Origin of the sequence: Acidocella sp. MX-AZ03 (assembly GCF_027626035.1) — a bacterium.
Taxonomy (GTDB): Bacteria; Pseudomonadota; Alphaproteobacteria; order Acetobacterales; family Acetobacteraceae; genus Acidocella; species Acidocella facilis.
In genome coordinates, this window is record NZ_CP110774.1 from 1,249,944 (window position 1) to 1,264,771 (window position 14,828).

General features: G+C 64.4%; 14 protein-coding genes and 2 pseudogenes. 9 read left to right on the top strand and 7 right to left on the bottom strand.

Annotated features, from left to right (window positions below):
* Positions 1 to 80: 80 nt before the first annotated feature.
* Positions 81 to 266, top strand: a complete 186-nt coding sequence (locus GT370_RS06990; RefSeq protein ID WP_270184118.1) for a heavy-metal-associated domain-containing protein — start codon at positions 81 to 83, stop codon at positions 264 to 266.
* 153 nt (positions 267 to 419) lie between these two features.
* Positions 420 to 1,523, top strand: a complete 1,104-nt coding sequence (locus GT370_RS06995; protein WP_008492506.1) for a PA0069 family radical SAM protein — start codon at positions 420 to 422, stop codon at positions 1,521 to 1,523.
* A 216-nt stretch (positions 1,524 to 1,739) separates the two neighbouring features.
* Here the strand turns inward: GT370_RS06995 and GT370_RS07000 are convergent, their stop codons facing one another.
* Positions 1,740 to 2,051, bottom strand: a complete 312-nt coding sequence (locus GT370_RS07000) for an antibiotic biosynthesis monooxygenase family protein (protein WP_008492505.1) — start codon at positions 2,049 to 2,051, stop codon at positions 1,740 to 1,742.
* 153 nt (positions 2,052 to 2,204) lie between these two features.
* Here GT370_RS07000 and GT370_RS07005 point away from each other — a divergent pair, with 153 nt between their 5' ends.
* A complete protein-coding gene (locus tag GT370_RS07005) occupies positions 2,205 to 3,524 on the top strand; it encodes an LLM class flavin-dependent oxidoreductase (protein WP_240376490.1) in 1,320 nt (439 codons plus the stop codon).
* A 35-nt stretch (positions 3,525 to 3,559) separates the two neighbouring features.
* Here GT370_RS07005 and GT370_RS07010 read toward each other — a convergent pair whose 3' ends face one another.
* The 6 genes from GT370_RS07010 to GT370_RS07035 all read right to left on the bottom strand — a co-directional run bounded on the left by GT370_RS07010 (position 3,560) and on the right by GT370_RS07035 (position 10,319).
* Positions 3,560 to 4,579 carry a potassium channel family protein gene (locus GT370_RS07010; protein ID WP_008492503.1) on the bottom strand — a complete coding sequence of 340 codons (1,020 nt, stop codon included), beginning with the start codon at positions 4,577 to 4,579 and terminating at the stop codon, positions 3,560 to 3,562.
* Positions 4,580 to 4,655: 76 nt separating this feature from the next.
* Positions 4,656 to 5,966 (bottom strand): citrate synthase, encoded by a 1,311-nt coding sequence (gltA, locus tag GT370_RS07015; protein ID WP_008492501.1) that lies wholly within the window; start codon positions 5,964 to 5,966, stop codon positions 4,656 to 4,658.
* Positions 5,967 to 6,460: 494 nt separating this feature from the next.
* Positions 6,461 to 7,174, bottom strand: a complete 714-nt coding sequence (locus GT370_RS07020) for a phosphoadenylyl-sulfate reductase (RefSeq protein WP_008492499.1) — start codon at positions 7,172 to 7,174, stop codon at positions 6,461 to 6,463.
* Positions 7,175 to 7,212: 38 nt separating this feature from the next.
* On the bottom strand, positions 7,213 to 7,782 hold the full coding sequence (locus GT370_RS07025; protein ID WP_008492498.1) for a precorrin-2 dehydrogenase/sirohydrochlorin ferrochelatase family protein: 570 nt from the start codon (positions 7,780 to 7,782) through the stop codon (positions 7,213 to 7,215).
* A gap of 186 nt (positions 7,783 to 7,968) precedes the next feature.
* Positions 7,969 to 9,396 (bottom strand): sensor histidine kinase, encoded by a 1,428-nt coding sequence (locus GT370_RS07030; protein ID WP_008492497.1) that lies wholly within the window; start codon positions 9,394 to 9,396, stop codon positions 7,969 to 7,971.
* On the bottom strand, positions 9,393 to 10,319 hold the full coding sequence (locus tag GT370_RS07035; RefSeq protein WP_144052622.1) for a patatin-like phospholipase family protein: 927 nt from the start codon (positions 10,317 to 10,319) through the stop codon (positions 9,393 to 9,395). The genes GT370_RS07030 and GT370_RS07035 overlap by 4 nt, the downstream gene beginning before the upstream one ends.
* 398 nt (positions 10,320 to 10,717) lie before the next feature.
* Between GT370_RS07035 and rpmH the strand changes: the two genes are divergently transcribed.
* The 6 genes and pseudogenes from rpmH (at position 10,718) to argB (ending at position 14,753) form a co-directional block, all read left to right on the top strand.
* Complete coding sequence (gene rpmH / locus GT370_RS07040) at positions 10,718 to 10,852, top strand: 50S ribosomal protein L34 (protein ID WP_026440011.1); 135 nt, start codon at positions 10,718 to 10,720, stop codon at positions 10,850 to 10,852.
* Positions 10,853 to 10,875: 23 nt separating this feature from the next.
* Positions 10,876 to 11,229 carry a ribonuclease P protein component gene (gene rnpA / locus GT370_RS07045; protein WP_008492495.1) on the top strand — a complete coding sequence of 118 codons (354 nt, stop codon included), beginning with the start codon at positions 10,876 to 10,878 and terminating at the stop codon, positions 11,227 to 11,229.
* The gene (gene yidD / locus GT370_RS07050) at positions 11,226 to 11,459 is read left to right on the top strand and encodes a membrane protein insertion efficiency factor YidD (RefSeq protein WP_008492494.1); all 234 of its coding nucleotides are present in this window, start codon (positions 11,226 to 11,228) and stop codon (positions 11,457 to 11,459) included. The genes rnpA and yidD overlap by 4 nt, the downstream gene beginning before the upstream one ends.
* 5 nt (positions 11,460 to 11,464) lie before the next feature.
* Positions 11,465 to 13,209: pseudogene (yidC, locus tag GT370_RS07055) on the top strand (membrane protein insertase YidC).
* Positions 13,152 to 13,852 (top strand): annotated as a pseudogene (gene yihA / locus GT370_RS07060) (ribosome biogenesis GTP-binding protein YihA/YsxC). Before yidC ends, yihA begins: the two co-directional pseudogenes overlap by 58 nt.
* Before the next feature lie 7 nt (positions 13,853 to 13,859).
* The gene (gene argB, locus GT370_RS07065) at positions 13,860 to 14,753 is read left to right on the top strand and encodes an acetylglutamate kinase (protein ID WP_008492490.1); all 894 of its coding nucleotides are present in this window, start codon (positions 13,860 to 13,862) and stop codon (positions 14,751 to 14,753) included.
* Positions 14,754 to 14,828 lie beyond the last annotated feature (75 nt).

A 14,828-nucleotide genomic window follows, 5' to 3' on the forward strand; every position in this document is an offset into this window, starting at 1 on the left:
ACCTTCCCATCATGGTCCCCCTTATCCAGCATAAATCACAGGAGACCCGATATGGCCGATTCCACCCCCTGCAGTTCGACGTGCCCGATATGGATTGCCAAGGCTGCGTGCGCTCGATCACCGAGGCGCTGCGCAAGCTCGACCCGAACGTGCATGTGGTCGCCGACCTGGAGAGCAAGCGCGTCGTCATTGGCGGCGAGATCGATGCCGGCCGCGCCGCCGAGGCGATCGAGGCGGCTGGGTTTGACGTGAAGGCGGCGGGTTAAGTCATAATTTTTCGCCCCGCCTGCGCCGGATTTCTGCAAGGCCGCTGCAAACAGCCTTGCAGCGACGTGTTTTAACGCTTTTGTTCTTCTTTTGTTCTTGACTTCCCGGGCTGGAATGACCTTAATCAAACCAGAACGGAGCATGAACACACAATGTCTGCGTCTCGGGTACAAATCAAGCAGGAAGCCGGCTTTGGCGCGCTGAAAGGGCGCGGCACCGGGCTCAACCCCGCCAACCGCTTTGAAGCGGCGCGCCGGGACGCCTTCGATGATGGCTGGGACCAGGCGGAAGAGGCCGTGCGGCCGCAAACCAGCCTGATCCGCGATGCCGCGCGCAGCATCATTGCGCGCAATGACAGCCCGGACCTATCCTTCGAGACCAGCATCAACCCGTATCGCGGCTGCGAGCATGGCTGCATCTATTGTTTCGCCCGGCCCAGCCACGCTTATCTCGGCTTCTCCGCCGGGCTGGAGTTCGAGACCAATATCCTGTTCAAGCCGGACGCGCCGAAGCTGCTGGAAAAGGAGCTCTCCCGCCCCGGCTACAAGCCCAACGTGATCGTGCTCGGCTCCAATACCGACCCTTACCAGCCGGTGGAGCGCACGCTGGGCCTGACGCGCGCGATTTTGGAGGTGCTGGAGCGCTTCAACAATCCGGTCGCCATCGTCACCAAATCCGCATTGGTGCTGCGCGATGCCGATATTCTCGGCCGCATGGCGGCGAAGGGGCTGGCGAAGGTGCATCTCTCCATCACCACGCTGGATGCGGATCTGGCCCGGGCGATGGAGCCGCGTGCCGCCGCCCCCGCCCGCCGCCTGGCGGCGATCGCCGGGCTGGTCCAGGCCGGCATTCCCGCGGCGGTGATGGCCTCGCCGATGATCCCCGGCCTCAATGATATGGAGCTGGAGCGCATTCTGGAGGCGGCAGCCGCCGCCGGGGCCGGCAGCGCCTACAGCATCATGCTGCGCCTGCCGCATGAGCTGGGCGAGCTGTTCACCGACTGGCTGAACAAATTCCTGCCCGAGCGCGCCGGCCATGTGCTGAGCCTGATCCGCCAGGCCCGCGCCGGGGCGCTCAACGATGCGCAGTTTCATTCCCGCTTTCAGGGTAGCGGCCCCTACGCGCAGCTGCTGCGCCAGCGTTTCAGCGCCGCCGTGAAGCGGCTGGGGCTGGATGAAGCCACCTCACGCCTCGATATTTCGCAATTTAGTGTCCCCGGCCGGGCGCTGCCCAGCCAGCAAATGAGTCTTTTCTAACCCGTGCGTCCCGCGTCGGTCTAAACAGCGCGTCCCGCGCAAGCGGGAGCGTCCAGCGGGCAGAGTGCCCGCCCAATCCCAAAAGGAGTTTGGTCATGCAGTATCTGTTCTTCATCAATCCGAGCATCGTCATCGGCCTGGTCTCGGCCTTGGGCTGTGCCTACTTCCTCTGCATCTGTGCGGAGGAAACCAAAACCTTGCTGGCCTATCGCCGCTCTATGCGTCAGCCGGTCGAGAAGCTGGCCAGCCATAAGCGCGTGAAATTTCCGCGATTTCCACGCGATATGCGCCATACCAGCGCGCCCGCCCCGTATTTTGCGCCAGCAGATGCGCGGTTTGCGCCTTCCAGGCTTTGATCGCCTCCAGATCGCGCCAATAGGACAGCGCGATCTCCTCATCACCCTCGCTGAGGGCGTGAAATTCCAGGCAGCCGAACTCCTGCAACGCCATGTCGCGCAGGCGCTGCGCCATGGCGCTGTAGTCTTCATCCAGCTGGGCGATTTGCGCCCGGAAAATCACCACATACATCGCCCTGCCCTCACCCTGGCAGGGTGATGTCTGGTGCTGTCACGGTCAAGCCGCAGATGAAATTCGCTCGCCCGGCCTTGGCATCGCGGTTTCCTTACATAAATGATCGGAAACGTTCATTTGGCCGGCGCCGCGCCGGGAAGGATTTCCCCTTTGAGTCAGCAATTGCATCTCGGCGCCTTCATGCGCCCGGTCGGCATCCACACCGCCTGGTGGCGCTATCCCGGCGCCTGGGCGGACGCGAATTTCAATCTTGACCATCTGGTGCAGCTGATCCAGACGCTGGAGCGCGGCCGGTTCGATGCCTTCTTCATGGCTGATCATCTCGGCGTGCTGAACATGGGCATGGATGCGCTCAAGCGCAGCGCCACCGTCACCTCCTTCGAGCCCTTCACCCTGCTCTCGGCCCTGTCGATGGTCACCAGCCGCATCGGCCTGGTCGCCACCGCCTCCACCACCTTCGATGCGCCGTTCCACATCGCTCGGCGCTTTGCCTCGCTCGACCATCTCAGCAAGGGGCGCGCGGGCTGGAACATTGTCACCACCTCCAACCCGGAATCGGCGCTGAATTTCGGCGGCGAGGATCAGATGGAACATGATGAGCGCTACCGCCGCGCGCGGGAGTTCCACGATGTTGTCACCGGGCTGTGGGACAGCTTCGCCGACGATGCCTGGATCCGCGACCAGGAAAGCGGCGTGTTCTTTGATCCGCAGAAAATGCACCGGCTGGATCATCAAGGCGAATATTTCGCCGTGCGCGGGCCTTTGAATATCGCTAGGCCGGTGCAGGGCCGTCCGGTGATCGTACAGGCCGGCGCATCCGAGGCCGGGCGCCAGCTGGCGGCGGAAACCGCCGAGGTGATTTTTGGGTCCGCCCGCACGCTGAAGGATGGTCAGGAATTCTATGCCGATATCCATAAACGCATGGCCGCCCTCGGCCGGGCTGACGACACGTTAAAAATTCTGCCCGCCGCCTTCGTCGTCGTCGGCCGCACCCATGCGGAAGCGCTGGAGAAGAAGCAGCGCCTGGACGCGCTGGTGCATCCGGACAGCGCCCTGCCCAATCTCTCAATGCGCCTGGGCGTCGATGCCAGCCGGTTTGATCTCGACGCGCCCTTGCCCGAACTCCCTCCCACCAATGCCAGCCAGAGCGCGCAGGCGCAGCTGGTGAAGATGGCGCGCGAGCAGAACCTCACCGTACGGCAGCTGGCGCAATATGTCGGCGCCTATGGCGGGCTCAGCTTCGTCGGCACGCCGGGTGAGATCGCCGACGGCATGCAGGAATGGCTGGAGAGCAAAGGCTCCGACGGATTCAACGTGATGTTCAACACCGTGCCGGAAGGGGTGAATGATTTCGTCAATCTGGTGGTGCCGGAACTCACCCGCCGCGGTATCTATCGTGACACCTATGCCGGCACCACGTTGCGCGAGCATCTGGGGCTGGCGCGGCCGGTGAACCGGTTTTTCAGCTGAACATCTGGACGCGAAACCGGGGGACATGGCGGCGCTTAACCTAGCCTCGGGCCCGCGCGCCCGGCGCGGGTGATGACGACCACGCCGTCCCCCGCCTCCACCAGCAGCTCCGGCCCAGGGCGGCTGATCGTCTCGCCGCCGCGCCGGTTCAGCCCAACCACGAACAGGCTCCCCTCCGCCCCGCGCTCGATCTGTCCGATGCTCTGCCCGGCATAGGCGCTGCCCGCCGCCACCGGCAGAATCTCCAGCTCCAGCCCCAGCGTGCGCAGGCCGGTACCCAGCACCTGCATCGGCACCGAATCCGTCAGCGCCGCGCTGCGCGGAAACAGGATCAGCTGGGCGATGCGCTCGGCGCCGATATGGGTCGGCTCCACCACCGCGCTCGCCCCGGCGCGCAGCAGCTTGCTCTTGGTGCTGGCCGCCTCGCCGCGGGCGATGATCTCGATATCGGGGTTGAGATTGCGCGCCGAGAGGGTGATGAAGACATTCACCGCGTCATTCGGCACTACGCAGGCCAATGCCCGCGCCCGGCGCACCCCGGCCTCCTCCAGCACCTGCTCATCCGTGGCATCGCCGGCCAGGGTGAGATGCCCGCGCTCCGCCGCCTCCGCCAGCTTCGCCTCCTCGCGGTCCAGGATCAGAAATTCCGCCCCGCCCGCCTTCAGCTCATCCGCGAGCATATGGCCGATGCGCCCATAGCCGCAGACAATCACATGCCCGCTCATTCTGCCGATCTGCGATTTCATCCGCCGATGCCCCAATAATTGCTGGATCTGCCCGAAGGTGATGAACTGCACCAGCGCACCGGTGAGAAAGATCATGCCGGTGCAGCCGAGCATGATCGTCGCCAGCGTGATCGCGCGCAATTCCGGTGTGACGATCGGGTGCACCTCGTCATAGCCGACCGTGAACACCGTGATGATTACGAAATAGAACGCATCGCCGAGACTCCAGCCGGCAAGGCTGAAGGCGAGCGTGGCGGCCAGCACCACCGCCAGCATGAAGCACAGCCCGCCAATCAAATTGCGAGCCGGGCTGTCGGTGAAATGCCTCATGATACGGACAAAATAAAACCCTTTCGCGGGCGGGCCGCGAAAGGGTTGCTCTGCGCTTGTGGCAGGCGGGCCAGGGTCAGCCCCGCTTGTCGAGCGGCACGTAGTCGCGCTGCGGCGCGCCGGTATAAATCTGACGCGGACGGCCGATGCGGTTGGTCGGATCCTCGATCATTTCCTTCCACTGGCTGATCCAGCCGACCGTGCGCGCCAGCGCGAAGATCGGCGTGAACATGGTGGTCGGGAAGCCCATCGCGCTCAGGATGATGCCGGAATAGAAATCCACGTTCGGATAGAGCTTGCGGGAGACGAAATAATCGTCATGCAACGCGATCTTCTCCAGCTCCATCGCCAGGTCCAGCATCGGGCTGTCCTTGATGCCGAGCTCGCCCAGCACTTCGTGGCAGGTCTTCTGCATGATCTTCGCGCGCGGGTCGAAATTCTTATAGACGCGGTGGCCAAAGCCCATCAGCTTCACGCCGGAATTCTTGTCCTTCACCTGCTCGATGAAGGCCGGGATGTTATCCTTGTGGCCGATTTCAGCGAGCATCTTCAGCACGGCCTCATTGGCGCCGCCATGGGCGGGGCCCCAGAGCGAGGCGATGCCGGCGGCGATGCAGGCAAACGGGTTTGCGCCGGTGGAGCCGGAGAGACGCACCGTGGAGGTGGAGGCGTTCTGCTCATGGTCGGCGTGCAGGATCAGGATCCGCTCCATCGCCTTGGTCAGCACCGGGTTGGGCTTGTAATCCTCGGCCGGGACGGCGTGGAACATATACAGGAAGTTTTCCGCGTAGGAGAAATCGTTGCGCGGATACACGAAAGGCTGGCCGACATTGTATTTATGCGCCCAGGCGGTGATCGTCGGCATTTTCGCGATCAGCCGGTAGGCGGAAATCTCGCGCTGGCGCTCATCATGGATGTCGATGCTGTCGGGATAGAAGGCGGACATGGCGCCGACCACGGAGCAGAGCATCGCCATTGGGTGGGCATCGCGACGGAAGCCGTTCCAGAAATTGCGGATCTGCTCATGCAGCATGGTGTGGCGGGTCACGCCGTGGGTGAATTTTTCCAGCTCCGGGGCGGTCGGCAGGGCGCCGAAAAGCAGCAGATAGGCGACTTCCAGGAAGGAGGAATGCTCAGCCAGCTGGTCGATCGGGTAGCCACGATGCAGCAGCACGCCCTCATCGCCGTCGATATAGGTGATGGAGCTTTCGCAGGAGGCGGTGGAGCCATAGCTCGGATCGAAGGTGAAGATGCCCAGCTCGCTCTGGAGCTTGCGGACATCCATGCAGTCCGTGCCGAGCGAACCGCCCAGCACCGGCAGCTCGGCCTGCTTGTTGTTGAACGTAAGCGTTGCCGTGCCGACCTGTTTGGTCTCGGTTTGAGCCATGTGCTTCACCTTCTATTTTGACTTTTAGGGGCGTCGGAAAGGCGATCCCGACGGGACGAAACTGATGCAGCGTTATTCAATCCGCCGTCCCGTGTAAAGCCAGTGTGCCGCGCCGCAGCATGGCAGCCCCTCCAGAGCAGGGCGTTGAAATGGTTGGGAGCGCTACCGGCATATGTCACCCAATGCCGCAATTTTGCCGTAAAGGGTTCAAATCGCAGATGAAAGCCGGATGCTTGCCACAGGCCGCCGTGCGGCAGGGCTGCGCGCAACGCATAAGCGGCCTCGCAGCCCCCACCCTGGCGCAAAAATTCTTGGACTTAGAGCATCAAGCTTTTAGCTTGATGCTCTAAGTTTTGTTTTGGCGAGCAATTTCATGTGTTTAGGTTGACGCTGTCACGTCAACCTAAACACATATTGCTCTAAGCTCTCGAGGCGGCGATGGCGGCGGAACCTTCACCGCCTCCGCCCAAAAACTTTTTATTTCAATATCTTGTTTAGACCTCGAAGCTCAGTTCCTCGGGCCAGTCCGGCTTGGTCATGGCGCGCGGCATATGGATGCCGCATTCCGTCTTCGCCTTGCCGGCCCAGCGGCCGGAGCGCTTATCGGCGCCGGGCAGCGGCTTCATCGTGCAGGTGGCGCAGCCGATGGAGCTGTAGCCCTGCGCCTGCAGCGGATGCGCCGGCAGGTCATGCGCCGGGAAATAGGCTTCCAGCATCGCATCGTCCCAGAAAGCCAGCGGGTTGATGGTGATGCGCCCATCCGCGCCGGTTTCCTGCAGCTGCAGCTGCGCGCGGGTGGCGGACTGGCCGCGCTTGCGCCCGGTGATCCAAGCGCTGAACCCCTCCAGCGCGTCGTCCAGCGGGTTGGTCTTGCGGATGGCGCAGCACAGATCCGGGTCTTTCTCCCAGAGCCGGCCATCGGGATCATAGGCGGCGAGTTGCTTGCCCGAGGGGCGGATGGAGCGCACCCCGGTGAGGCCGAGCCGGGCGATCAGAATGTCCCGATAGGCCAGGGTTTCGGGGAATAATTTGCCGGTATCGAGGAAAATCACCGGCAGGCCGGGGTCGATCTGCGCCACCATATGCAACAAAATCGCGGACTCGGTGCCAAACGAGGACACCAGCGCGATCTGCCCCGGGAATTGTCGGGTCATCGCCTCGCGCAGAACGGACAAGGCATCGGTATTGAGAGGCAGGCTGTCGGGCATTTCGGATGGTCCAGAAAAAGAGTGCAACCGGATCGCGGCTATTTTGATTTCGGGCAGGAGAGCCAACAGCTCTGCTCGACGATGTCGTCGATGCGTCGGGCGGCTTCCGGCATCGGCACATGCTCCGCCTGCCAGCCCTGGCGCAGCGCCGCGATCTCCTTCACCCGCGCCGCCCAGCTCTCCGGAAAACAGGCTTCCAACCGCCGGCGCAGCGCGCCCGCGAGGCCAGGCGCCTGGCCGCCGGTGGAGATGGTGAGCAGGAAATCCCCGCGGCGGATTTCCGCGACCGAGTTGAAATCGCAGAATTCCGGCACGTCCTCGACATTGACGAGCACATTGGCGGCGCGCGCCGCCTCGGCCAGCGGGCGGTATTGCGCCGGCTCCAGCCCCACCATCCACAGCACATGCAAGCCCGCAACCTCATCCGGGCGGGGCAGCCGGTTCAGCCCCTCCTCACCGGCCGCGTCCAGAATGGCCGGGTCCGTGCTGAACACCGAAAGCCGCTGCGCCCCGGCCGCGCGCAGGCCGCGCAGACGGCGCAGGGCGGAGGTGCCAGCGCCAGCCAGGGCGAGGTTCAGGCGAGAAGGGTTGAGAGCCAATGGGATCATGGGGATTTAGAAAAGCATTTTACCGGCAGTTGCAATATCCCGCTGAAAATAAGGATTTCCTGCCAAACCTTGGGGACAGAAAAAAATAATTTTGTTAAAATCGCGCATGCGGGACAAACAAAACCCAAAATACCCTGTAGATATATAGAGATTATCCAGTTTTTAATCCAGCGCGTCCGCACGGGTTCAGGGGCGCAACGGCACGTCCTGCAATTCCGGCGTGGTCAGATCCATGCGGAATATCGTCCCGGCCGGGCCGGTACGCAGCATCACCAGCTCGCCGCCATGGGCGCGGATCAGGTCGCGGGCGATGGCCAACCCCAGCCCGGTGCCGCCGCTGCGGGCCGAGCCGCTGAAGGGACGGAACAGATTGGCCTGGGCCCGCGCCGGCAGGCCGGGCCCGTTATCCGTCACCAGCAGACGGGTCTGGGCGCCTTCCGTCTCGGTGCTCAGCGTGATCCTGGTCGCCCCGGCCTCGGCGGCGTTGCGGATCAGATTGGCGAGAACGCGGTAGAGCTGCGCCTGGTCGAGCTGCAGCACGAGCGCCGCCGGCACCTGGTTGACCACCGCCCACCCGCCATCCTCCGGCACCAGGCTCTGCGCCACCTCCTCCACCAGCGCGTGCAGCCGCACCGGCGTGCGGTTGACCGGCGGCGGCCCCTCGCGCGCGAAATCGACCGTTCTGGCGACAAACTGGGTGGCGCGCTCCACGGCGGGGACCAAGGTGCGGGTGGCGCGCTGGACCAACGGGTCCTGCACGTCCTGCAGCCGGTCCGCGACCAGCAGCGCGGAGGAGAGGATGTTGCGCAGATCATGCGCGATCTTGGCGACCGAGGTGCCGACGGCGGCGAGCCGGGCATTGCGCCAAAGCGCGGCGCGTAGCTCATCCTGCATGATTTTCAGCTCCGCGGCGGCGCGGGCGATATCATCCTTCGGGTCGGCGGCCATCTGGTCGAGTGCCGCGCTGCCCTGCTCCTCCGGGGATTCGCGGAAATGAATGATCGCCGAAATCAGCACTTCCATCGGCCGCACCAGCAGCCAGTTGAGCACGGTATAGACCAGCAGCCCGGTCAACAGCGCCACCACCAGGGCGAAATCGAAGCCGCTGCGGGCAAAGGCCTTCAGTTCGAGGGCCAGCGGCGTGGTATCGACCAAGACTTCCAGCATCGCGCCATCGATATCGGGGTCCGGCACCCGTACGGCCTCCTCGCGCGGCGCGCCGCCCGTCAATTGCTCCAGAGCGCGGCAGATACTGGTGAAAAACCCTTCGCGGGCGCTGTCGATCAGCTTGGCGCCGCGCGGCAATGGCGCATTGATCTGCCAGCGCAGCGCTTGATGATCCGGCATCAACAGCTTGAGCCGCTGCACCCCGGCATGGCGGAGAATGTCGTCGATGGTGGCGGCGGAGGGGTTTTGCAGCAAGGCGTAGGAGGCGAGACGCGCCTGAACAACACGCTGTTCCAGCCATTCCTGCCGGCGTTGACCAAGGCCCGGCAGCAGCACCAGCAAATCCATCAGCAGAATGGCGATGACGGTAACCCACAGCACCTTGGAGGACAGGGAAGCCGGCTGCGGCCGAAAATTCAACTGCCGCAGGCGCTTCAGCGAGATCATTCGCTGTGCAACGCTCGTTCGGCAGCCTCGCGGCCGGCGGCGAACAGCGCCTCCAGGAAGGGGCGGTCGGTATTCAGCTTGGAATTGAGCGGGTGGCGGGCCAGCGCCGCATCGGCGCTGACCTCGATCAGTTGCACCCGCTTGGGCAGCAGCGCCAGTTCGGCGTCCAGCGGTGCCTGGAAGGCGATTTCGTGCAGCCTGTGCACGATGTCGGCGGTAGCGGTGGGCACGCCGGGGCGCCTGCGCGGCTGCGCGCGGATCAACACCAGCCGCTCCGGTGCCGGCTCCAGCACCGGTGCCAGCGGCGGGTTGCAGCTATAACCGCCATCCCAATAATGCCGGCCGCCGATCGTCACGGTGGGAAACATCATCGGGATGCAGGCCGAGGCCAGCAAGGCCTCGACGCCGATCTCGGCATTGCTGAAAATCGCCGCCTCGCCGCTTTCCACATCGGTGGCGCCAACATAGAGCCGCGCCGCATCGGGAGCGCGCAGCGCGGCGACATCCAGCAGCTCGCGCAGCAGCGGCTCCAGCGGATTCTGGCCGAGCGGGTTGAGCACGCCGGGGTCGAACATCCGCAGCGCCTGGGTCAGCCCGCTCCAGGCGAAATCATTGCTGAAGGCCTTGGTGGTGTCCCACATCCAGTCCAGCGGCGTGGCGGGGATATTGCCGAGCAGATTGCCCTCCATCACCCGGCCCCAGAGCCGCGCCACGGCGGCGCGCGCGCCGGAGGGGCCGGCCTTCACCATCCCCTGCACCGCCATCGCCGCGATCATCGCGCCGGAGGAGACGCCGGTGACGGCATCGAAGCTCAGCCCGTCCTCCAGCAGCCGGTCCAGCGCGCCCCAGGTGAAAGCGCCATGCGCGCCGCCGCCTTGCAAGGCGAGAACGGTACGTGGACGGGCAGCGAAAAAATTCTTCATCTCGATCACCATTCTGTGACCGGAAACAACCGACTTGGCAAATTTTTACATCTCGGATGTGCAAGGCAGGACAACCGAAGGTGAAGTTGGCGAACCGGTACGCAGGGGGTAACGGGGAAGGCAGAAGCCGCCGAGTCGGCCAGGATCAGGGCATCAGCCCCCTCGCCCCCGCCATGGCCCGCGCGGCAACCGGCGCGAAGCTGCTCATCGCGGGCAGCTTTATGACGCTTTCCGGAATTCGACAGGGCGCCGCGGCGGCGGGTTCGACACCATCTTGCCGCGCCAAGCGCCTGCGCGATTGACGCGGCGGTACTGCCCCGCCTATACCCCGCCAACCCCGCCGGACCAGGGATGGCCCGGTGAACGCTATTGTTTATAAATTGCCGGAGTAGAATGCCGTGAAACGGACCTATCAACCTTCCAAACTCGTCCGCAAGCGCCGGCACGGGTTCCGCGCCCGCATGGCGACGGTCGGCGGCCGCAAGGTCATCGCCAACCGCCGCTCCAAGGGCCGCGCCAAGCTCTCCGCCTGATCGCGCGCCCACGCGCGCCGCTTATGCCCATGGCCACTGCCCAAACACCGCCCGCCCGGCTGACCCGGCGCGCCGCGTTTTTGCGCCTTGCGGCCAAGGGCAGGAAAACCGCCAAGCACGGCTTCGTGCTGCAGGCCGTCCAGGACGGCCAGGCGGAGAGCGTGCGTGTGGGCTACACGGCCACGAAGAAAATCGGCAACGCCGTCTGCCGTAACCGTGCCAAGCGCCGGTTGCGGGAGGCGGCGCGTCTGGTTTTGGCCGGCCGCGAGCTGCCCGGCGTCGAGCTGGTGCTGATCGCCCGGCGCGAGACCGGCGAGATGGAATTCGCGCGGCTGACGCAGAATCTGAAGCGCGCGCTGGACGAGGTGCTGGCATGAGCCCGGCCGCCTTGCTGCTCTCAGGTGCCGTGCGCGCCTATGAGCTGACGCTGCGCCCGGTGATCGGCGCCAATTGCCGCTTCTACCCCTCCTGCAGCGCCTATGCGCGCGAGGCTCTGGCCTGCCATGGCGCGGGCCGCGGCAGCCTGCTCGCGGCAAAGCGCATCCTGCGCTGCCACCCTTTCAATGCCGGCGGATACGACCCGGTTCCCACCCCGAAGGATAGCTGACCCTGATGGACACCAAGCGCCTCATCCTCGCCCTTGCCATATCCTTTGGCATTTTAGCGGTGTTCACCGTGGTGCAGGAGAAATTCTTCCCGCATCCCGCCCCCAGCCCGGCGCAGACCGTGCAGCAAGCGAAGGAAGCCGCCGGCACCAAGCAAGCGGCGATCGAGGCCGGTGCGCCCGGCACCGCGCAGAGCGCGCCCGCCAACGGGCCGCGCCTCGCCGTCGATGCGCCGATGCTCAAAGGCAGCATCGGGCTGACTGGTGCGGTGTTCGATGACGTGGTGCTGAAAGGCTATCACGAGACCATCGCCAAGGATTCGCCGCTGGTGCAGATCGAGGGCCGGCGCGGCGGCGACACTCCCTCCTACGCCCAGTTCGGCTGGACCGCGCCGGATGGCGTGAAGGTGCCCGATAACAGCACCGTCTGGACCCCAGCGCGCAGACGCTGACGCCGGGTAGCCCGGTCACCCTCTCCTGGGATAACGGCCAGGGCCTGACCTTCCAGCTGCTGCTGAAGATCGACGATAAATTCATGTTCACCGTCACCCAGAACGTGGTCAACCACGGCGCGGCGCCGGTGAAGCTTTACCCCTGGTCGCGCGTGGTGCGCGATTACCAGCCCAAGGTCGCCTCCAGCTGGGTGCTGTTCGATGGCCCGCTCGGCGTGTTCAACGGCACGCTGAAGCAGGAAGGCTATGGCGCGCTGAAGAGTGAGGGCGAGAAGAAGGCAGGCGGTGTGGCCTATTCCACCTCCGGCCCCGGCGGCTGGGCCGGCATCACCGACAAATACTGGCTGACCGCCGTGGTACCGACGCAGAGTGCGACGATGAACGCCACGATGAGCTACGGCACGGTGAGCGACGGCGATGGCGGCGCCTACCAGACCAGCTTCATCACCCAGACCCCGCTCGACGTGCCCGCCGGCGGCCAGGCGGGTTTCACCAGCCATCTCTTCACCGGCGCCAAGGTGGTGAAGATCCTGGATCAGTATCAGAGCCAGTATCAGATCCCGGCCTTCTACAAGGCGGTGGATTTCGGGCATCTCTATTTCCTGACCAAGCCAATCTTCTTCTGCCTGGACTGGCTGAACACCCTCACGGGCAATTTCGGCCTCGCGATCATCATCTTCACCATCGGCGTGAAGCTGCTCTTCTTCCCGCTGGCGAGCTATTCCTACCGCTCGATGGGCCGGATGAAGGCAATGCAGCCGAAGATCGCGGCGCTGAAGGAGCAGTATAAGGACGACAGCACCAAGCTCCAGCAGGCGACGATGGAGCTGTATCGCAGCGAGAAGATCAACCCGGCCTCGGGCTGCCTGCCGATGGTGGTGCAAATCCCGGTGTTCTTCGCGCTGTACAAGGTGATCTTCATCACCATCGAGATGCGCCACGCGCCGTTCTTCGGCTGGCTGCATGACCTCTCCGCGCCGGACCCGACGAATATCTTCAACCTGTTCGGCCTGATCCCGTTCGACCCGATGAGCATCAACCCGATCCTGCATGTCGGCCTGCTGCCGATCATCATGGGCGGCACGATGTATCTGCAGCAGAAGCTGAACCCGGCCCCGGCCGATCCGGCGCAGCAGAAAATGTTCCAGTTCATGCCGGTGATCTTCACCTTCATGCTGGCGCGCTCGCCGGCGGGGCTGGTGCTGTACTGGACCTGTAACAACATTCTTTCCGTGGGGCAGCAATGGCTGATCATGCGCAGGGCGATGGCGCCGAAGCAGACGGTCCCGGCAAAGGGCTGAATTTCGAAACCGCCGGGCCCAGCCCGGAGCAGATCGAGGCGGGGCGCAAGCTCTTCGCCTCGCCCTGCGAGTTCTTCTATGCCGCGCAGGCGCTGGACCATCTGCCAGAGCCGCGCGGCAATGAGATCGCGCTGGCGGGGCGCTCCAATGTCGGCAAATCCTCGCTGATCAATGCGATCACCGGGCGCAAGGCGCTGGCGCGGGTCTCGCACCAGCCCGGCCGCACCCGGCAGCTGAACTTCTTTGAATGCCAGGCGGGCCCGTGGTGCTGGTGGATATGCCAGGCTACGGCTACGCCGAGGCGCCGAAGGAGATCAAGCGCGACTGGCAGGGGCTGATGCTGGATTATCTGCGCGGCCGCCCCAATCTGCGCCGGGTGTTCCTGCTGCTGGATGCGCGCGTCGAGATCAAGGTTTCCGACGAGACGGTGATGGAGCTGCTCGACCAGGCGGCGGTGCCGTTCCAGATCGTGCTGACCAAGGCCGATTCGGTGAAGCCGGCGGCGCTGAAGCGCAAACAGGATGAGGTGCGGGCCTTGACCGCGCAGCACCCTGCCGCCCTCCCCCAGATACTCACCACGTCGAGCGCGGGCAGCATCGGCATCGAAGAGCTGCGCGCCGCCATTGCCGAATTCGTTGAATGAGGACGAGATGACCAGAGCAGACATCACCGACGCGACCCGCGAAGCGCATATCGTCACCAAGGTGCTGCCGTATCTGCGCCGTTATGCGGGTGCGACCATCGTGGTGAAATATGGCGGGCATGCGATGGATGGATCGCTGGCCAATGAATTCGGGCGTGACATCGCGCTGCTCAAGCAGGTCGGCATCAACCCGGTGGTGGTGCATGGCGGCGGGCCGCAGATCAATGCGATGCTCAAGCGCCTCAACATCCAGTCCAGCTTCATCCAGGGGCTGCGGGTGACCGACGCCGCCATGGTCGAGGTGGTGGAGATGGTGCTGGCCGGCACCGTGAACAAGCAAGTGGCCGGGCTGATCAACGCCGCCGGAGCGCTGGCTGTGGGCATCTCGGGCAAGGATGGCGGGCTGATCCGCGCGCGCAAACTGCGCCGGACCTACAAGGACCCGGACAGCGCGATCGAGCAGGTGCTGGATCTGGGTTATGTCGGCGAGCCGATGTTCATTGATACCCGCGTCATCCACGCGCTGACCGGCGCCGGGCTGATCCCGGTGATCGCCCCGGTGGGGGCGGGCGAGGATGGCCAGACCTACAATATCAACGCCGATACCGTGGCCGGCGCCATTGCCGGGGCGCTGAACGCGCAGCGTTTGCTGATGCTGACCGACGTGCCGGGCGTGCTGGATAAGAGCAAGACGCTGCTGGCGGATTTGTCGCTGACGCAGATCCGTTCGCTGATCGCCGATGGCACCATCTCCGGCGGGATGATCCCGAAGGTGGAGACCTGCATGGAGGCGGTGACGCAAGGCGTGAAGGGAGCGACCATCCTGGATGGCACCGTGCCGCACGCGCTGTTGCTGGAGCTGTTCACCGAGCATGGCATCGGCACGATGATCCATAAATAACGCAGGGTTTTTCAACACAAACCGCTGAAAAACCGGGGTGTTGGCGCAATGACGCCGGCACCCCGTTTTTACGCG